18 protein-coding genes, 1 pseudogene and 1 CRISPR repeat array are annotated in these 18,051 nt (G+C 41.1%); of the genes and pseudogenes, 3 read left to right on the top strand and 16 right to left on the bottom strand.

Annotated features, from left to right (window positions below):
- Positions 1 to 14: 14 nt before the first annotated feature.
- The 12 genes and pseudogenes from NJ959_RS11815 to NJ959_RS11765 all read right to left on the bottom strand — a co-directional run bounded on the left by NJ959_RS11815 (position 15) and on the right by NJ959_RS11765 (position 10,570).
- The gene (locus NJ959_RS11815; protein ID WP_254011952.1) at positions 15 to 1,088 is read right to left on the bottom strand and encodes a phage late control D family protein; all 1,074 of its coding nucleotides are present in this window, start codon (positions 1,086 to 1,088) and stop codon (positions 15 to 17) included.
- A gap of 17 nt (positions 1,089 to 1,105) precedes the next feature.
- Positions 1,106 to 1,825 (bottom strand): CIS tube protein, encoded by a 720-nt coding sequence (locus tag NJ959_RS11810; protein WP_254011951.1) that lies wholly within the window; start codon positions 1,823 to 1,825, stop codon positions 1,106 to 1,108.
- Positions 1,822 to 3,510 (bottom strand): hypothetical protein, encoded by a 1,689-nt coding sequence (locus NJ959_RS11805; protein WP_254011950.1) that lies wholly within the window; start codon positions 3,508 to 3,510, stop codon positions 1,822 to 1,824. The genes NJ959_RS11810 and NJ959_RS11805 overlap by 4 nt, the downstream gene beginning before the upstream one ends.
- Before the next feature lie 97 nt (positions 3,511 to 3,607).
- On the bottom strand, positions 3,608 to 4,126 hold the full coding sequence (locus tag NJ959_RS11800; RefSeq protein WP_254011949.1) for a phage tail protein: 519 nt from the start codon (positions 4,124 to 4,126) through the stop codon (positions 3,608 to 3,610).
- Positions 4,127 to 4,162: 36 nt separating this feature from the next.
- A pseudogene (locus tag NJ959_RS30425) lies at positions 4,163 to 4,300 on the bottom strand (DUF6760 family protein); the annotation flags it as partial.
- 17 nt (positions 4,301 to 4,317) lie between these two features.
- Positions 4,318 to 4,680, bottom strand: a complete 363-nt coding sequence (locus tag NJ959_RS11795) for a phage tail assembly protein (protein ID WP_373693648.1) — start codon at positions 4,678 to 4,680, stop codon at positions 4,318 to 4,320.
- Between the two features lie 193 nt (positions 4,681 to 4,873).
- Positions 4,874 to 5,326 (bottom strand): phage tail protein, encoded by a 453-nt coding sequence (locus tag NJ959_RS11790; RefSeq protein ID WP_254011947.1) that lies wholly within the window; start codon positions 5,324 to 5,326, stop codon positions 4,874 to 4,876.
- Between the two features lie 28 nt (positions 5,327 to 5,354).
- A complete protein-coding gene (locus NJ959_RS11785; protein WP_254011946.1) occupies positions 5,355 to 6,470 on the bottom strand; it encodes a phage tail sheath family protein in 1,116 nt (371 codons plus the stop codon).
- Positions 6,470 to 7,621: a phage tail sheath family protein gene (locus NJ959_RS11780; protein ID WP_254011945.1), complete on the bottom strand. Its 1,152-nt coding sequence runs from the start codon at positions 7,619 to 7,621 to the stop codon at positions 6,470 to 6,472. Before NJ959_RS11780 ends, NJ959_RS11785 begins: the two co-directional genes overlap by 1 nt.
- Positions 7,622 to 7,632: 11 nt before the next feature.
- Positions 7,633 to 8,283: a carboxypeptidase-like regulatory domain-containing protein gene (locus NJ959_RS11775; protein ID WP_254011944.1), complete on the bottom strand. Its 651-nt coding sequence runs from the start codon at positions 8,281 to 8,283 to the stop codon at positions 7,633 to 7,635.
- 18 nt (positions 8,284 to 8,301) lie between these two features.
- Entirely contained in the window at positions 8,302 to 8,892 is a 591-nt protein-coding gene (locus NJ959_RS11770) for a Pvc16 family protein (RefSeq protein WP_254011943.1), read from the bottom strand.
- Between the two features lie 340 nt (positions 8,893 to 9,232).
- The gene (locus tag NJ959_RS11765) at positions 9,233 to 10,570 is read right to left on the bottom strand and encodes a CmpA/NrtA family ABC transporter substrate-binding protein (RefSeq protein ID WP_254011942.1); all 1,338 of its coding nucleotides are present in this window, start codon (positions 10,568 to 10,570) and stop codon (positions 9,233 to 9,235) included.
- Positions 10,571 to 10,792: 222 nt separating this feature from the next.
- A CRISPR array of direct repeats spans positions 10,793 to 11,493; the repeat unit is 37 nt; unit sequence GTTTCCATCCCCTTTCGGGGAAGAGGTGTTGGAAAGC.
- Between the two features lie 171 nt (positions 11,494 to 11,664).
- Between NJ959_RS11765 and NJ959_RS11760 the strand changes: the two genes are divergently transcribed.
- Positions 11,665 to 11,832: a hypothetical protein gene (locus NJ959_RS11760; protein ID WP_254011941.1), complete on the top strand. Its 168-nt coding sequence runs from the start codon at positions 11,665 to 11,667 to the stop codon at positions 11,830 to 11,832.
- A 30-nt stretch (positions 11,833 to 11,862) separates the two neighbouring features.
- On the opposite strand, the gene NJ959_RS11755 is transcribed toward NJ959_RS11760, so the two are convergent.
- From NJ959_RS11755 to NJ959_RS11740, 4 genes are all read right to left on the bottom strand, one after another.
- Complete coding sequence (locus NJ959_RS11755) at positions 11,863 to 13,401, bottom strand: ferredoxin--nitrite reductase (RefSeq protein WP_254011940.1); 1,539 nt, start codon at positions 13,399 to 13,401, stop codon at positions 11,863 to 11,865.
- Between the two features lie 689 nt (positions 13,402 to 14,090).
- Positions 14,091 to 15,062, bottom strand: a complete 972-nt coding sequence (locus NJ959_RS11750; protein ID WP_254011939.1) for a glucokinase — start codon at positions 15,060 to 15,062, stop codon at positions 14,091 to 14,093.
- A gap of 113 nt (positions 15,063 to 15,175) precedes the next feature.
- Positions 15,176 to 15,724, bottom strand: coding sequence for a hypothetical protein (locus tag NJ959_RS11745; RefSeq protein WP_254011938.1), 549 nt, complete (start codon positions 15,722 to 15,724; stop codon positions 15,176 to 15,178).
- 139 nt (positions 15,725 to 15,863) lie between these two features.
- Positions 15,864 to 16,343: a GNAT family N-acetyltransferase gene (locus NJ959_RS11740; RefSeq protein WP_254011937.1), complete on the bottom strand. Its 480-nt coding sequence runs from the start codon at positions 16,341 to 16,343 to the stop codon at positions 15,864 to 15,866.
- Between the two features lie 463 nt (positions 16,344 to 16,806).
- On the opposite strand from NJ959_RS11740, the gene NJ959_RS11735 reads away from it, so the two are divergent.
- Positions 16,807 to 17,142, top strand: a complete 336-nt coding sequence (locus tag NJ959_RS11735; protein ID WP_256529095.1) for a YnfA family protein — start codon at positions 16,807 to 16,809, stop codon at positions 17,140 to 17,142.
- A 46-nt stretch (positions 17,143 to 17,188) separates the two neighbouring features.
- Positions 17,189 to 17,683, top strand: coding sequence for a peptide-methionine (R)-S-oxide reductase MsrB (gene msrB, locus NJ959_RS11730; RefSeq protein ID WP_309242607.1), 495 nt, complete (start codon positions 17,189 to 17,191; stop codon positions 17,681 to 17,683).
- Positions 17,684 to 18,051 lie beyond the last annotated feature (368 nt).

The following is an 18,051-nucleotide window of genomic DNA, read 5'->3' as shown; positions in this document are numbered from 1 at the left end:
CTCCCCACTCCCTATTAATAATTTGTCGCATCTCTTTTAACTGTAAACTGAGTTTGATAACCCTCCTCTCTGCCATAAGTATGAGTTGTTGCTGTGACATAATAAAGTCCACTAAAACGCTCACCAATACCAGTAATTTCAATCACCTGCCCAGCCCGTAAATCTGGATTACCCAAACAACTACCTTCACCCGTAATGTAAGTCAGTGCCATTTCCTGATATTGTCCTAAAGCAATCTGCTTTGCTTCTTCCTTGCTATGGACAGGTTGAGTGACAATAGATTGACTTACTCTACCAAATTCTCGCGTAACTGCGATCGCACCACTAGTCTTGCCCATTGTACTCTTTTCATTGTCAGCTATTGTGCGATCGACAATTGCCTTTTTCTCCTTAAAATCCCAAGCCCGAATTTCCACTTCCCCAGCTTGAGCGATAGTACTCAGACGCGGTGAAAAATCTAACAAATCATCGGGATACTTTAATGTTAACACCTTGGCTTTATTATTTTGCTTGGCTCGAAAATTCAATGTCTTATTTATCAAGATTACTTCATACCCAATTCGCTTGGCTCTATCTTGAATAAACTCCCAATCTGTCTGATTATGTTGTAAAACATATTCAGATTTAATTTTTGTATCTTCTACCTTCACAGCGATGCTTAAATCTCTGGCAATTTGCTCGACAATACTGCTATCTTTCATTTGGCGAAAAGAGCGCGTTTTCCGTCCCCGCATCAATCGATGTCCCAAATCGTAACCGCGCACCACCAACATTGACGGAGATTCTTGTGAAAATTCTGGCTCTAACCCGATAATTTCGCCGACAATTAGCGTTTTAAAAAAATTATGATACCCCATCTGAATTTCAATCAGATTACCAATATTAAATAGTTCGCTATCTATCCAAGTTACTTTGTTTTTCACCATATCCCAGGCAATTATCTGGAAGCTAAACATCCCTACTGCTTCTAAATCTTCAGAAACTTCCACTTTTTGGATAGCAAACTTAGCGGGCAAATCCAAATCTTCACCATTAATTTTAATATTCAGTTTTGGGCTAAGTTTTTCAGCATTTTTTGGTTCAGACATTCAATAAACCACCTCCTTTATGTTATACTATTTGCTGGTAACGGGGGAACTATTAAGCTTTGTCCGGGAGTCAATCTTCTGGGATTATTAAGCTTATTAGCAGTAGCAATGACTCGCCACAAACTTGGGTCGTTATATTCCTCAGCCGCAATACTACTCAATGTTTCACCACGCTTAACAATGCGAATTGGATCGTCAATTGGGTTGAGTTTCTTTTGCTTTGTTTCTGGGGGTTCCCACTCTTCAAAAGAACAATTTAGAGTAGCACGAACAGGTTTTCCATCCTCCAGAAATCTAGTATAGCTTTTAGTTAATTGTTTGAGAACACCTTGGAATAAAACTGTATTAGTACCCCAGACTAATTTACAAATAGGTGGGCGATTACCGAGAATTCCTTTTTTTTCTGTAAGGCTATAAATTTGTTTTGTATAATTACGAACGTCTTGAATAATTGCAATATCTGGCAGTAATGAAAGGCTAGGAATCGTCGGAATTAACGAACCTAAATCGCTGGATTTTAAGCCGACTAAACTAGTGTCAAAAAATAGCTCTACACTTAAGGTAGCTGGTTGATCCGCTGCTGTCAAAGTGCCACCAAAACCTTGCTTCCAGCCAATTTTGCTAATTTCTATTCGGTTAGGATTGAATAGCACTTCAATCGGATTGATGGTATCGAATTGAGGTTTACCATTACTCAAACTTTCTTCCACTAATATCTTTAATTTCTCTAATTTCATAATTTTCCTCCCCTTCGCTCGTTTTCGACGATTAATTTTCGCATCAATTTTCGTTCAACTTTAGCGGCTAAAGTATCGATATCGATTTGGGCACTTGCCTCCTGATAAGGCTTGACTTGTATTTGCGGAATGGGATAGGATTGAGAAGTAACAGGCGCTATCTCTGGATTGATTTCCCTACTGGAAACTGATTCTCTTCCTCTATTGGGCATTTCTAGTGCAGCTTGTGATGGAGTTACAGATGGATGGGCAAAGACTAAAGGTGTATTGACTTTAGCCGAATTCATATTGATTTCTCGCACGATTAATTTTGGCAGTGGTGGTGGCTGAATTGGGGGCTTGATGGTGGTTTGGCTCGCCATTGCCTTAGCAGTTGGCTTATTAGGAGCATCCCGATTTAGAAGAAATACAGGTTGTATTCTTTCTCCCCCCTTTGACAAGGGGGGCTGGGGGGGTGAAAAGGGGGGCAAAAAATGAGTATCTTTGCCAAAGTGGGATGCTCCCGGTTTATTTTCTCTCTCATCATGGCGAGATTTAGGATAAATAATTAGTATCTCTCCCGATAGCAAATTACCTTGCTCCGCCATGTAATTGGGTGGTATTTTTATAGATTTAGCATATCCAATATGTATGGATGCCGACTCTAAACTATTCTGAGGAGAATTTGCTAAAAATGGACTGGCAATTGGTAGAGAGTTGGTGGAATTTGGGGGCTGTGGCTCCGGATTACTTGCCTCATCTTGAATATTTTGTCTATTAGTTTGAAGATAAATATCGCTGAGTCTTGTTTCTGGTGATAAAGGTTGAGGATAAACAATCGGTAGAGATTCTGCTCCTGGGTTAGGCTGATTCAGAGGAGAATTTGGTGGTAATAAATTTACTAGTGGCAGAGAATTAGTCTGATTTTGGGGTTGGGGAATAACTGACTCTGGCTGTGAATTAATTTTTAAAGAATTCCTCGGTGTTGGTGAAGCCAATTTAGCTTGGATTACCGTTGTTTGATTGGGAGCATCCTGTGTTGGCAAAGATACTTGTTTCTCGCTGAAGTTTTCACCTTCCCAACCCCCCTTGTGAAAGGGGGGAGTAAGAGTATCATCTAAGTTTTTGTCAAATTGAGATACTCTGGTTTTATTTTCCTCAGCTTGAGGGGTTTGTCTATGAGCTTGAAGAGAAATATCGCTAACTCTTGTTTCCGGTGACAACGGTTGAGGATAAACAGTCGGTACTGATTCTGCTGCTACCCGATTTCCAGGAGAATTTGGTGGTAATAAATTTACTAGTGGTAGAGAATTAGTGGAATTTTCGGGAATAACCGACTTTTGCTCTGGATTAACTGTCAAAGAATTCCTCGACGTTGGCGAAGCAAACTTAGCTTGGATTACCGTTATTTTACTCCCCTCACCTTGAGGATTTTTTGCCTTAGCATTTGCCTGATGAGAAACATCACTTACTATTTCAGTTTTAGGCAAAAGACGTTGAGCATAAACAATAGGGATTTGTTCAGTTTGCGACTCTGTAATATTGCCATGGCGTTGAGCAATTGCCATGAGAGGTAACCGATTAGCAAAAATTTGCGATCGCAAAATAATATCCCTAGCCATCCCCGCATTAATCACCCCAGGTTGCACTAAGGGGCGAGTCAATCGCTGAAGCAATTTAGAATCAAAAACATCCGAATCATTCATAATATTTTATATTTTGAATTTTAAGATAGATACCATCGGTAATCCCGCACCAATAAATAATCAAAATTACTACTCCCTACTCCCTACTCCCCCTATATCAAACAATACTTCTTGCCACCGCTAAACCTCGCGCCAAAGCAGGTTTACTAATCCCTCGATGGACTAATTCAACTCTTTCAACAGCAACTTGCGTATCATTACTAGCATCAAATTGAGGTCCCACCCACTTAATAGGATAAGCATCCTTAAAATTCCACCAAGTAATCGGTAAACGCTTGGGATCTAAAAGCATAATCGTACCGCTGCGCAACTTAATTTTTCCCTTACTAGCCGACTCATACCAATCCCATAGAGAATCAATTGCTGTCAATCCGTGGCTGAAAACTAAGTTGGGATAAACTGTTCGAGTAGGAAATTTATGAACATAATCATTCATACCACCTTCCTGATATTCCTCCAACTGAATTTCGCTTTCTAAACCAGTAACCTCTGTAAATCCACCTGTAAGTAGCCCATCAATTTCTATTAAAAAATTGCAGGAAATATAAGGATCTAAACGAATCCCCAATAATTGACTTCCCGCAGCAAAAGCAGCATTTAATCCTAATGTCGCCATGATAATTCCTCATTTACAAAATTTATTCCCCACTCCCTATTCCCCCTTTAACTCCTGATTAATGCGAGCAATTTCACCCACCCACTGTTGTCTTTCCCAATGTTCCATCCCCATAATTTGTGGGTGAGACCAATGAAAATGATAAGCAATATATGCTACCTCCTCAAGTAATCGATTTGAAGGGTAGCAAGTTACTCCCCCATCGGGACAGTTTCTACCTCAAATTCACCTTGACAGTGGGGACAAGTGACTTGGAAACGAGTATTACCATTTTGATTAATCCGCTGATAAAAGTCTTGCAAATAAACTAAATCGGCGGAAAATAAACCCTCAATTGTCCTTGGATTTATTGGTGTTACTGTTCCCAATTGGGTAATTACTCGCGATAATAGAATAATTACTAAATAGCCAGGATTTGCTTGGACTCGCGGATCGCGTAAAGGTGTAATTTCATCGTAAGCTGTCGCCAGTCGCATGATTCCTTCTCGGTGAATATTGCCTTCTGAGTCTAGATATCCTTGGGGCAAGATAAAGGGAAATTCCGTTTGCTGAATCATGAATTAGTTCCTATAGTGGTTCTCAGGTGGGTGGAACACAGTTTTTTTTAACGCATAGACGCGGAGCGGCTTCTCGCCAGAGTAGGGCGCAAAGGAAAGCGCATAGACGCGCAGCGGCTTCTCGTAGAGTAGGTACGCAAAGAATAGAATAGATATCGCTGTGTTCCAGCCATTTAAGAAGTCCTATAATTTAAGACCATTTATCTATTGTAATTCCCTCGTGAGCTAGTTCTAATGTTTCGAGAGCTACTTCATCGGAGGTGGCATTTAGTTCGGCTCCTGTCCATGTTGTAGGCCAACAATTGGTGAGATTCCAGCGAATTTTTTCGGCTCCTGTTGTGTCTAATAGGACAATGGAAACTTCGCGGCGATCCGCAGTGCCTTTCATTAAGTTTTGTCGCCATTTCCAGAGTTCGTCGTTGTTAGTAATTCCTCGTTTTAGTGTGATATTGCCATAGGTGTTTAAACCGATTAGTTTGCGTTTGGTTGGGGGATCGGTTCCTTCTCGATATTCGGTGGCTGTTTGGGATGAATTTAATCCAGTACATTCTCGGAATCCGGCGTGAATAATGCCATTCCATTCGACATAAAAATTGTAACCATAATAGGGATCTGGTTTATGGGGAGCTTTGGTGTTTGGCATAAAATCTCCTGAGATGAATAATTGAAAATTATGCGATAGTAATTCCAGTAGCGCCGTGAATTAAACGGATAATGATGAATTCACTGGGAATAATTGGTGCTAAACCAATTTCGGTTACTACTTGTCCGGAATCTATCGATTCTGGTGGGTTAGTTTCAGCATCACATTTGACGTAGAATGCCTCTTCTGTGGTTCTTCCTTTTAGCGCACCTTGCTCAAACAGGGCTTCAAAATAATGATTTAATTCCCGTTCAATTCGTACCCATAATTTAATGTTATTGGGTTCAAAAACTACATCAGCTAGGTTGCGATCGATCCAACGACGTACATTGATAAATAGTCGTCGCACGTTGATATAACGCCAATTGGGATCTTTGCTCAAAGTGCGAGTCCCCCAAATGCGAATTCCTCGCCCCATTAAAGCGCGAATACAGTTAACACTGACACCTCCTATTTCATCTTGAGGATTGAGATATTCTAATTCATCTTTGGTAAAGTGGAAACTCAGATCTAATACTCCCTCCAAAACATAATTTGCTGGAGATTGGTGGATGCCTCCCGCGCGATCGCTGCTAGCATAGATTCCAGCTATATAACCGCATGGAGGCACATAATCCTGGGCATTTTTCACTTTTAACCAGGGGGCATACATAGCAGCACTATTGCTGGTGAGCTTGTGTATTTCTTTTGGTGGCACATTTTGGGCATCAAGAATGGCAAATCTATCCCCTAACTTTTTGCAATGTTTGATTATAGATTTTTGTCCTGCCACTTGCTCGCTTTGATTTAAAACCATAATATCTGGCGCACAAATCAAATCGATTTCTTCAAAGGCTTCTAAGGCTTCCAGCCCCGCCTCCAAAGCTGCTAAACTAGCTTTATTTCCCAAAGATACTACATAACACAAATGACCTCCATTTTCAAAAAATCCACGGACTGCATAACCTAAATAACTAGGTGACACCGATTGTCGCTCACCAAAATATTCTGGAAACTGCGACCATAGATTCAGCATTGTCGGTTTATTAATGTCACCTTTTGCCGTGAATCCCAAAAATACAGGTACGCCCGTGAGAAATTGAGAAACAGGTGTGGGCAATACCTGTTCTAAATAAACACCAGGTATGGGATATTTTGTCGCCATTATTTACCTGCACCTGTCCATTGACTCAAGCGGAAAACGACAAATTCTGCTGGTTTCACTACAGCTACTCCAATCTCAGTTATCACCTGCCCGCTATCGCGCACGTCAGGGGGATTTGTTTCTTCATCGCACTTGACATAAAATGCTTGTTCTGGTGTATCGCCAAATAATGCTCCACTCCGCCAAACTGTTGTTAGGAAAGCGGTGATATTCCGCCGAATTTTTGCCCATAAATCTGGTGCATTTGGTTCAAAAACTGTCCACTGTGTACCTTCATCAATGGATTCGCGCAAAAAGTTAAATAAGCGACGAATACTAATATATTTGAACTCGCCATTAGCATCTCCCCCAAGGGTTCTTGCCCCCCATACCCGAATATTCCCATTCATATTCCGGATGCAATTAATACCTTGAGGATTCAATCCTGCTTGTTTGGCTTTACTTACCTCGTATTTTAATCCTACCGCCCCTAAAATTACTTCATTTGCAGGTGCTTTGAAGACTCCTCTTTGAGCATCTACGCGAGCATAAATTCCGGCAATATGTCCGCTGGGTGGTACATATTTTTCTCCCTTACTTGCTGGATCGAAAACTTTAATCCATGGATAATAAAATGCTGCGTAATCCGAATTACCAGGCATTGTTTCTGTACCTGGAGTAAGTTTGGCGAGATCTGTAACTTCTTCGGGACTATCTAAAATGGCAAAACGATCTTGTAAATTTTTATCCTTGCAGTGGTCGATAATTTTAGTTAAATCTGTCTTGCTAGTAACCCCAGGTGCAGCCACAATTGCAATCTCATCAATTGCCTCAAATTGCTCTAAAGCAGAGTCGATAGTTTCCTCCGTACCATCTACCCACACGACATAACAGCGCGTACCTCCATTCCGGAAAAAACCGTATACTGCATGAGCCAGTGTATTCTGCCCGGGAATATCTGAAAAGTCACCAAATGCTTTTTTAAATTCAGTGAAATTAGTACAAAGAATCACTTCTCCTGCTGGTACTGACATTACAGGAGTTTCTGTTTCTGAACTATTAGCAATTGCGCCAATAAATCCAGCCGTACTCGTACCTACTCCAGCAATGGGAGCGGAACCAGAAGGGATTTCTTCAACATATACGCCCGGTGAATAATAAGTACTTGGCATTTTTGCTACTCCTATTTTTTAGCTTCAGTCGTGGTTGATTTGCTCTGTAATTTGAAATTAATAATTTTGGTTTTACCCTGGTTTAGTTGGACGCTTTTAGATACTAACTTATATCCTTGAGCGGAAACTTGCACGGTGCGTCTTGTTTCCGATGCTTCTAAACCAGTGAAAAGATATTTTCCCTCCCCATCGCTAAAGATATATTCACCACTCCCCACAACTTGGATTTTCGCCATAACTACAGGAGTATTATCGGTATTTGTTACCTCGCCTTTTAGTGCCGTTGGTGGCAAGGAAATATCTGCCGCAGTCAATTTAATTTTCTCCCCGTCATGGACTATTCCTACCTCTTTTTCTGCTCCGCCGTAGCGCGTACCAGTACCGGGAAATGAAACAGCTAATTTATATTTGCCCTCTGGTAAATCTAGGAAGTGAAAGAAACCGTCAATTTTACTGTAAGTTTGGTCAATTCGTTCAGGTAATTTTTCCCAGTCAGTGCCATATTGTTTGGCTTTTAGTGCCAGTTTAGTTTTGAGAAAATCTGGCATCCCAACAATTTTTACCCTGGCTTTATCGATGGGCTGACTAGTTTCTCGATCCCGCACTTGCCCTGCGATCGCAACCTGATGTAGTCTTGGCTCTAACTTCAACCACTGCGACATCTTTCACCCCCTCGGCAACTAAATTGCTTTATTCACTACTAACGGCAAGGATTCCACGGATTCATCCACCGATATTGCGATCGTCACTGTATAGTTTAATGTTGCTTTTGGCTTGCCACCAATTGCTTGCCAGAATTCTCCCAAACTATTCAATAAACTAGGCCGTAAAGTGAATGCTACTAAGGGAAGTTCTTGATTTTTGAGACTTCCTTGAAGTACTGCCTGTGGAATTTTTCGATACCGCAGTAGCACTTTCATCACTTCACCTAATAGCAAATGTTCTGTCTCAATATCAGATGGATTGAGAGGCCAAGCCGTGATCAAATAAGAACAGTCTACCCTTACAGACGGGCGCTTTTTAGTGGCTGTACCGTTACTTTGCTTTTCCACTGACCACTCATTATTACGCAATCCTAGATTTTCTCGCACATCGTAGAGAAATAAACCAATTGCTGGCAGTTTAACGTTACTGACAAACTGTGAATCAGGCGTGGCAAAGCTAATCTCAACTTGCGGCGGCTCATCTTGTCCATTTGATGATGAGATTAAATCTGAAGGCAGTTCCCGCTTGAGTAATTCTGCCAGGGTTTTATCCAGATCTTTGAGCATAAATACTCATTTTTTTAGAGATTTTGGATTGCTAAATCTCAGGAGTTAAGGTGGGGAAGTTTTTCTCCACTGACTCAAGACTCTAACATTTAGACTCCCATCTCCTCTCTCTGTTGTCATAAATGTTAACATTTTCTGACCAAGAAGTAGGGAGTAGGGAGTAGGGAGTAGGGAGTAGGGAGTAGGGAGTGCAAACTGCGATAATCGGACTTACGCAGAGGGAGTCAGAAACCCGGTTTCTTTGTCAACCTCAATCGTCTAAACCCACAATTTTTTGGAGAAACCGGGTTTCTGAGCGTAAATTATGTATAAATTAAATTGGCATTAGCAATTAGCCATACTATGCCCTAATATCAAAGCTATTCAAGTACTCGACAGGTTGACTAGGATCGAACTTACGTCCATCAATAAAGACTTCTGCTGGTTCCACTTTCATCCTGTCACTGGGCAGTTTTATTTTTAATGCTTGTGCCACATCCGCATAAATTTCCAACGGATAAGTTTTGTCGATAATTTTATCAGCATCTTTAGGATATTCTTGCAGATCGAGATGATTCCAGCGAATCATCTGAGTCAAGAGCCAAACTCCATGGGAACGCCAGGGATAATTAGCATTATTTGGCTGCTTGAGATAATTAGTATCGCGGAAGTTAAATAAGTAAAAATCTGGAATTGATTTAACTCGATTTTTATTATCAAAACCACCATAATTATAAGTGCCATCTAAAGAAGCGCCCACAGGTTTAGCATCAGTATTGAGATACTTACTTTGGGCGAGAATTTGCACAATTTCTGGGCGATTTTCTGGGCGATCGCAAAACTGGCAAGCTTCCAATACGGCAGCCACCAAAGCCCTAGCCGTTACCGGATTCTCTTTTACCCACGGCTCCATTGTTGCTAAAATATTTCCTGGATGTCCCTTCCAGATAGTGGGAGTGATATAACTACTAAATCCCGTTTTTTCGTAAATTGCCTGTTGATTCCAGGGTTCGCTCACACAGTAGCCATCAATGAACCCTGCCTTAATTTTGTGAACCATTTGGGATGGGGGAATCTCAATTACTTCGACATCTTTATTGGGATTAATCCCCATCGCCGCTAGCCAGTAGCGATAGTTGTAGTTATTCATCGAAACAGTGAAATCTACAGCTAATTTTGCTTTTTCCTCAAAGGCTTTAATATATTTTCTGTAAGCATCAGCAAATTCAGGAAAAGTCAAGTATTCTATTCCTGCCCTAATCCCACCATCCCAAGCTTTTTGGGAAAGAGTAATACCCCCGCCATTCAGATTTAGCACCATCAGCGATATCATATCAGCCTTAGCTGCACCCAGTTTAGCTAACATTGGCATTCCAAATAATGCTTGGGAGGCATCTAATTTTCCTGCAATTAAGCCATCTTGAACAGCTTGCCAATCGAGTTGCTTACTGAGGTTGACATTGATACCGTAACGCTCGAAAAATCCCTTTTCCTTAGCAATAACTAAAGGGGCAGATTCGCTGACAGGAATAATACCAACAGTCAAGTCAGTTTTCTCCAAAGTGCCAAAATCATGTCCGGGTTTTGGGGAAGATGAGTCGCTTGCGCTCTTTTTGCCCGAATCGCCTGAGTTACAAGCGGCAAACACCAATCCAGTGGCAGCGAGACTTGTGTACTTGAGAAAACGACGACGCTCCATAATGCTCCTCACAATTGTAGATCTGACAATGAATCTACATCGTTTTGGCTCAAGCTTGTATTACCATCAGGTGATAACAAAATCTTATTTAACTGTAGGGTGTGTTAGGCACGGGCGATAAATTCAGCATTTCAACCCATAATTAAATTCCCGTGCTTAACGCACCATTCTCAATGTTTGTAAGAGAAATGAATATTTTTCACTACACGCTGCAAGGATTTGGTTTCCATCCCCTTTCGGGGAAGAGGTGTTGGAAAGCAACGGCGATGTTAAAAGTGAAAACCGCCTCCAAGGTGTTTCCATCCCCTTTCGGGGAAGAGGTGTTGGAAAGTCAAGGGCGCGTTACTGCCCCCTTGGGTACGACTAGTGTTTCCATCCCCTTTCGGGGAAGAGGTGTTGGAAAGCTAACGATGTGGTGGTGGTGGAAAGCAAACGGTAAAGCGTTTCCATCCCCTTTCGGGGAAGAGGTGTTGGAAAGCAAAGAAGTTTATTACTTCCTACCAGATTATCACTGGTAAAGAGTTTCCATCCCCTTTCGGGGAAGAGGTGTTGGAAAGCAATAATACTTACCCTTTCATTTGAGGGATTAACGTTTCCATCCCCTTTCGGGGAAGAGGTGTTGGAAAGCTAGGTCTTGCTGCAACCCTCGTTGCCATAACAGCAGTGTTTCCATCCCCTTTCGGGGAAGAGGTGTTGGAAAGCCAGCAAGTCGCGGAAGTCATCATCAGGTACAACCTGAAGTTTCCATCCCCTTTCGGGGAAGAGGTGTTGGAAAGCCGAAGAAGTAGTCAGATCCGCGTTCACGAGTGTGAAGTTTCCATCCCCTTTCGGGGAAGAGGTGTTGGAAAGTAATGGAAGATGGCAAAAAAGAGGATGCAGAATTTTTGTTTCCATCCCCTTTCGGGGAAGAGGTGTTGGAAAGAGTTCGCTGTAGAAGCCTTACGTGGAGAGGGTTTCAGACGACAAATCGACGCATCTCGAAAAACTTCGAGAAAACCTCTCCAAAATGAAGGAAAACACATAGCTCAAACCCTTATCCTGTAAGGCATCGACGCATCTCAACGAAAAATATCGGGTTTCAGCGATTTGCCGAGATGCGTCGATTTGCTAGTTTGACCTTTTTTCTATTCAGTTTTCTTGGTTCAGCAAGACTGATAACTGATCGAAGTATATCGGAAATGATGGCGCGATCGCAACCCTTTGAGCGAAAATTCCCAGAGGATGCGATCGGGATGAGGGGAGGCGATCGTAAATCGTTATAATTGGGGATAGGATCGCTTTGTTATTTTACTTCAAGACTTTGGTTTAGCCCAAGAATTCTCAATCAATAAATCCCGCAATACTGGTAACAAATCATCGCAAGGAATACCCTTTTGCACGCATTTACCCAAATGAGCATCCTTGCCGACTTTGCCACCCATATAAATATCAACCCCTTCCACAGCTTTACCATCTTTACGGGCTTTCGTACCCATTAAACCGATATCTGCAACTTGAGGTTGAGCGCAAGAATTAGGACAACCTGTCCAATGAATTCGCACACCTTGAGTGATTTCTAATTCTGCTTCTAAAGCTTTAATCGTAGCCAAAGCGCGATTTTTGGTATCAATTAAAGCAAAATTACAGAATTGAGCGCCCGTACAAGAAACTAATGAACGGCTTAAAGGTGCAGGATTGATGCTGAATTGTTCTAGCAAAGGTTCGGCTAAAAATGCCTGTAGTCGAGAATTATGAATGTTGGGAATAATGATATTTTGCTCAACAGTCAGACGGATTTCCCCACTCCCGTAAACTTCCGCCATCCGCGCCAATTCAAACATATCTTGGGCAAAAAGCCTGCCCACAGGAACATGTAAACCAGCATAGTTTAATCCTGATTGCTTTTGGGGATAAACACCAATATGATCCCGTTTTTCCCAATCCATTTCATCAGCAAGGGCAGCCATTGGTAGGGTACGACCAAATTCTGTCTCCACTTCTGCCCGGAATTTTTCAATGCCCCATTCATCAATTAACCACATCAGGCGGGATTTTTGCCGATTTGCACGTAAACCGTAGTCGCGATAGACAATTAAAATAGCGCGGCACAAATCAACTACATCATCATTAGCTGGCAACCAAACATTAAGAGGAATAGCAGCTTCGCAACGTTTAGCAGAGAAGAAACCACCAACGACAACATTGAAGCCAAGTTGCCCATCTTTATAGGCGGGAACGAAAGCCACATCATTAATTTCCGCATGGACAGAGTTATCGCGCCCACCCTCAATAGCAATATTAAATTTGCGGGGTAAATTAGTAAACTCTGGATTACCATTGCCATTATTGGTAATCATATCCTGGACTTTCTGAACTAATTCTCTGGTATCAATTAGTTCGTTTCCATCCAATCCGGCCATCGGGGAACCAGTTATATTCCGTACATTATCCATCCCAGATTGGACGCTAGTTAAGCCAACTTGCTCAAAGCGTCGGAAAATATCTGGTACATCTTCTAGTCGAATTCCTCGTAATTGGATATTTTGGCGAGTAGTAATATCCCCATTACCATCTTCGCCATAACGCTGAACTACTTCAGCCAGAATTAGCATCTGAGTACTAGTGAGAATTCCGTTAGGAATTCGCATCCGCACCATAAACTTTCCTGGAGTTACAGGGCGATAAAAAACACCCAACCATTTAAGGCGATGTTCTAAGTCTGTTTTATCAATTGCTTCCCAACCAGACTGGGCAAACTGTTCGAGTTCTTCCTTTACTAATAATCCATCTTTTTGGGCTTTGAGTTTTTCAAATTTGTTTAAGCTAGGTGCTGTTTCGAGTGTGGTAGTCATAATTTTATATGGCGGTAGATTTGTCTAATGTGGTTGATTTTTCGAGAGTGGTAAGGTTCCCAGGCGTATCCCGCCACAGGAATTGCTTTTGTTTGATAAAGCTTTATATCTTTAGTGCGTTTAATGAGGTTGAGTTTAATAGCATTGATTTGATGCTATTAATGCAACAACAAAATTTTTAGCATTGATTTTTGTTATAACTTCAAAAAACTTTGTTTTGAAATCAGACGCTACTGAAGTTATCTTTAACTTTATTTATCTATCTATTAAAAAACGGTGTATTTAGATACAAAACCATATATATTGTGTGCTACCTGCATTATGCTTATGCACTTTTTGCATTATTTTGAATAGAGGTAGGAGGTTAGAGGCGTGATAGTCGAATGTAGGAGGGGAAACATGAGGAGTCAGTATCAGGCGAGATGCCTCCTAGATTACAAATAGCAGTAATGGTGCGTTATTTTTCGTATTACGGGATTGGCTTTGTATGACATCAAGCTTCTCTTGTCACAGGCTCTTGACACTTTATTGCTCGCAAAGTTACAATCAAGTCACCTACTAAGCTGCTGTGCATCTCAATTAAATAATTTAGCGGCTGCAACCTTTTCATAACTTAAATACTATAGATACTCCACAACTAGTTATTTTCACTATTGTAATCGGGATTGAGATGGACTATTGTCGCGTTTTTACATTATCTGTGCGGCATATTTAACTGCACCCATTAATCCTTCCATGGTATTTACGACAATATGGACTGGTATCTTAGCTAATAAAGCAGGATTTACCCTTGCTTTATTACTAAATGCGGCCATAAATCGTCCATCTTTCATCAAATTAAGATTTTGAGCGGCAATCCCACCTGCAATATAAATACCGCCAAAAGGTAAAAAACTTACCGCCATATTTCCTACTGCTGAACCGTAAGCTTCTACAAACATGCCCATCGTCTCCTGACAGAGAATATTACCTTGTCCTGCGGCTTTTGCGATCGCAGCGGCATCTTCTTCTATATTTTCCACCGCTTCTCCATCAAATTTGTACTCTCGTAAAAATCGGAAAATCTCGACAATTCCTGGTCCGGAAACCACTCCTTCTACATCAACTTTTCCATCTTTTCGGAGATATTTCAATAACTCACTTTCTAAATCATTCTGAGGGGCGAAATCAACATGACCACCTTCTGTTGGAAATACCTGATAGCTATTTCCTTTTGGGATCGCAAAGGCTTGTCCTAAACCTGTTCCTGCACCAATAATACCAATAGGAGCAGTTGGAGATGGTTCGCCAATCTGTAATGTTTCTAATGTTTTTTGCTCGTCTGATTCTAAGACAATATTGTAACCTACTGCCACAAAATCATTAATCAAACTTACTTTGGGAATATGCAAATCTTTTTGTAGTTTTTCCCCATCTAATTCTGACCAATGTAAATTAGTGAGTTTACATTTATTATTCAGCACTGGTCCAGCTACAGCAAAACAAGCCTTTTCTGGTTTATCTTCTTGCCCCAGAAACTTTTCCACTATTGGTACAAAGTCATCCTGACTACTGGAGTAAACTGTCTCTCGGATAGTTGTGAATGATGTGCCATCATTTTCTATCCGTACTAAACACAGCCTGGTATTAGTACCACCGATATCGCCTGCTAATAATAACATGTTTGTCCTCTGATTAATACATGGCGTAAGACCTAATTATGAAGGATAAAATACTAGATATTTTCTGGATATATCCTGATATTTTATCCTTCATCATTCACCCTTCATCCTTCTTATGATTTACCGTCAAATTCATCAATTTGCGTATTGGGTGGCAATGTGGCATCAGTGGAAACCTTTTTGAATACTGTGGGATTCTGAAAAGAGTTTGGTCTTGTGTCACCGGGATTCGTCCCTTCGATTTGTATCCGCATTTGCTTATCATCGACAAACTCAAAAATCGTCATCACAGTTTGACCTTTTTTCAGCTCTATATTTAAACCCATCGGCTTATTACTGTCATCAGTATGGTAGTGCCATTCTAAAGCTAGCTGTGGTGCTTCATTAGGTACTGGGAGGAGCATAAATAGTTTACCTTCTGGTGTAAAAACCCAGGTAATCTTCTTATTTGGGGCAAATTCCCCTTCCCATTTACCGATTAAATTCTGAGTAGAGACTTCTTTTGTTGATGGGATTTGAGCTTCAGCGACGGCGGGTGCTACCAACAAATCAGAACCGATACTTACCCCCAGGATACCCAACAACCCCAAACACAAACCCGATGCTAGCAAGCGAGAAGGTAACGCGCGAGAGGGAAGATGGGCGAGAAAATGATTATTCATGAACTTAAATTTGCAAAACTAGCGCTATCCTAGCATTATCTTTCTGGGAATAGGGAATGGGACTTCGACTAGCGCTCAGTCGAGGCGGAGTGGGGAGTGCTGAATGGGGAGTGAAGGGGGGTATTTTATTCTTTACACTTCATATTTTCTTAATATAAATGCGATCGCACCTCTTTGTTTCTATCCCTGTAGTCGGTTGATAGCCGCTCCTTTCATAGAGATTAACTGCCTCTTTCAGCACGCTGGCTGTTTCAATCCAGATTTCCTGGAAGCCACGATTTGCGATCGCATTTTCTAGCTCCTTTAATAAATATCTCCCTAATCCATTCCCTCTTACGTCTGGTAACAAATACATTTTTCTAATTTCTACAGACTTTTCTCCTCTTTTTACTGGATAATAACCAGATGTACCAACAACTTTACCCTCTTGTTCAATTACCCAAAATTCTCCCCCAGTTTCCTGATAATATGTTTCTATCTCTAAAACATCGATATCAGCTCCTCTTGGTTCAAAAATAATACTATATTCTGCCAATACCGTACTAATTGTCTCAGCAGCAGGATTGCGATCGCCCGGTTGCCAGTCGCGGATGAGAAAGTCTTTGTAGTAAGTTTTCATGGGTAATAGACAATGGGTGAGATACTTTTGAGTTTTAATTCTGAATTAAGAACTCAAAACTCATAGATATTGAAAATTATTAAATTTACCAGTTTAATTATATCAGAACATCTGCAATTTCACTCCAGCGCTCGCCAATTGATGATACCAATTCTCGTAGTGGCACAATTGCGATACAGCTTGCACTACTAAAATATAAGTGGAAGAGGTTGGATCGCAATTACGCCGTTTCTCATCAGTTTTTCAGGAAAGTCTAATCTAATCAACCCTTACCTTCAGACAAGCTTAAGCTACCTGAAATTTAATTACAGTTAAGCAAATAATTTATAATTACAGGAGATTTACAAGGCACTAACTACTAGTTTAGTATCCCTTTGTAGGCAATAACTGGAAGAATGCGATTTCTAGGGAAATGTCCTTGATATGCTTGGCTAGCAGTCATCAAGTCAAATGCAAAAACTCAATGGATATTGCAAAATCGCTGTTTTACTTTCTGTTAGCGGGAATCTGTGAAATCGGAGGCGGATATCTAGTCTGGCTATGGTTGCGGGAAGGTAAGAGTATCAAGTTAGCAGTGTTAGGCTGGTTGATTCTCATGGTTTACGGTGTCGTACCTACACTGCAACCTGCCAACTTTGGCAGAGTTTACGCCGCATATGGCGGTGTTTTCATATTACTTTCTCTCCTCTGGGGTTGGCAGGTAGACAAGATTACACCCGATGCCTTTGATGTGATTGGCTGTCTGATTTGCCTAATTGGTGTCGGAGTGATTATGTACGCCCCCAGGGGAGGAATTTAGAGATCGAACCCTATTGGCTGGTTAATTTACAATTGGATAATGGATAATGAAGAAACGACAACTTTTACAAGCTGGTGCAACACTAATCGGCACAGCATGTTTATTGCGTTATTTACCTTGGAGAGCAAAAGCTATGGCAACGTCAAAGAGTGATTTTGAAATTACGAAAACTGAAAAAGAGTGGCGCGAAACTTTAACGCCAGAAGCGTTTGATGTACTGCGGAAACATGGAACGGAACGGGCATTTACCAGTGCCCTAGATAAGGAATATGGCAAAGGAACTTTTGTTTGTTCCGGGTGCGATTTACCATTGTTTTCTTCAGAAACTAAATACAATAGCGGTACAGGATGGCCAAGTTTTTACGCTCCGATAGAAGGTGCGATCGCAACATCTATCGACCGAGCATTTTTTATGACCCGAACTGAAGTCCATTGTAGCCGATGTGGTGGGCATTTGGGTCATGTCTTTAATGATGGTCCAGCCCCGACTGGTGAACGCTATTGTATGAATGGGGTATCACTGAAATTTATTCCTGGGTGATCTTAACCCAAGTTGTTAGTTATTAGCCAATTGCTAATCGCTAATCGCTAAATTTTATAGCTATACCATTAGCCATTCTTCTATTAGCGATTAGCGATTAGCAGGCGTAAAAAAGGTAACTAGCAACTTATGTTATTACTAATCAGATTTTATCAATACAAACCTCAAAGTAAATATAATTTGTCGGGGTGATGATATGATATCACTGATTTATTCATGATTTTAGTCCTCTTTTAATCAACAGGATAGCCCAACAACCCGACAGAGAATAAATTCTCTGTCTAATAGCTTAAGTCAGTTGAAACTGACTGGTATGAGAATTTTAGTCCATTTTAATGGACTTGAGCTATTAGCCGTAGAATTAATTC

It is taken from the genome of Limnofasciculus baicalensis BBK-W-15, assembly GCF_024178385.1.
Classification (GTDB): domain Bacteria; phylum Cyanobacteriota; class Cyanobacteriia; order Cyanobacteriales; family Coleofasciculaceae; genus Limnofasciculus; species Limnofasciculus baicalensis.
The sequence above is the reverse complement of the archived record's forward strand: the minus strand, read 5'-3'. Positions and strand labels throughout refer to the sequence as shown.

Excerpts from the sequence above, each read along its gene's own strand:
- NJ959_RS11735 (WP_256529095.1), top strand. The coding sequence starts at position 16,807 with ATGGATATTGCAAAATCGCTGTTTTACTTTCTGTTAGCGGGAATCTGT.
- NJ959_RS11800 (WP_254011949.1), bottom strand. The coding sequence starts at position 4,126 with ATGGCGACATTAGGATTAAATGCTGCTTTTGCTGCGGGAAGTCAATTA.
- NJ959_RS11780 (WP_254011945.1), bottom strand. The coding sequence starts at position 7,621 with ATGCCAAGTACTTATTATTCACCGGGCGTATATGTTGAAGAAATCCCT.
- NJ959_RS11810 (WP_254011951.1), bottom strand. The coding sequence starts at position 1,825 with ATGAAATTAGAGAAATTAAAGATATTAGTGGAAGAAAGTTTGAGTAAT.
- NJ959_RS11750 (WP_254011939.1), bottom strand. The coding sequence starts at position 15,062 with ATGTTATTATTAGCAGGCGATATCGGTGGTACTAATACCAGGCTGTGT.
- NJ959_RS11790 (WP_254011947.1), bottom strand. The coding sequence starts at position 5,326 with ATGCCAAACACCAAAGCTCCCCATAAACCAGATCCCTATTATGGTTAC.
- NJ959_RS11770 (WP_254011943.1), bottom strand. The coding sequence starts at position 8,892 with ATGCTCAAAGATCTGGATAAAACCCTGGCAGAATTACTCAAGCGGGAA.
- NJ959_RS11775 (WP_254011944.1), bottom strand. The coding sequence starts at position 8,283 with ATGTCGCAGTGGTTGAAGTTAGAGCCAAGACTACATCAGGTTGCGATC.
- NJ959_RS11805 (WP_254011950.1), bottom strand. The coding sequence starts at position 3,510 with ATGAATGATTCGGATGTTTTTGATTCTAAATTGCTTCAGCGATTGACT.
- NJ959_RS11765 (WP_254011942.1), bottom strand. The coding sequence starts at position 10,570 with ATGGAGCGTCGTCGTTTTCTCAAGTACACAAGTCTCGCTGCCACTGGA.
- NJ959_RS11755 (WP_254011940.1), bottom strand. The coding sequence starts at position 13,401 with ATGACTACCACACTCGAAACAGCACCTAGCTTAAACAAATTTGAAAAA.
- NJ959_RS11785 (WP_254011946.1), bottom strand. The coding sequence starts at position 6,470 with ATGGCGACAAAATATCCCATACCTGGTGTTTATTTAGAACAGGTATTG.
- NJ959_RS11760 (WP_254011941.1), top strand. The coding sequence starts at position 11,665 with ATGCGTCGATTTGCTAGTTTGACCTTTTTTCTATTCAGTTTTCTTGGT.
- NJ959_RS11815 (WP_254011952.1), bottom strand. The coding sequence starts at position 1,088 with ATGTCTGAACCAAAAAATGCTGAAAAACTTAGCCCAAAACTGAATATT.
- NJ959_RS11740 (WP_254011937.1), bottom strand. The coding sequence starts at position 16,343 with ATGAAAACTTACTACAAAGACTTTCTCATCCGCGACTGGCAACCGGGC.
- msrB (WP_309242607.1), top strand. The coding sequence starts at position 17,189 with ATGAAGAAACGACAACTTTTACAAGCTGGTGCAACACTAATCGGCACA.
- NJ959_RS11745 (WP_254011938.1), bottom strand. The coding sequence starts at position 15,724 with ATGAATAATCATTTTCTCGCCCATCTTCCCTCTCGCGCGTTACCTTCT.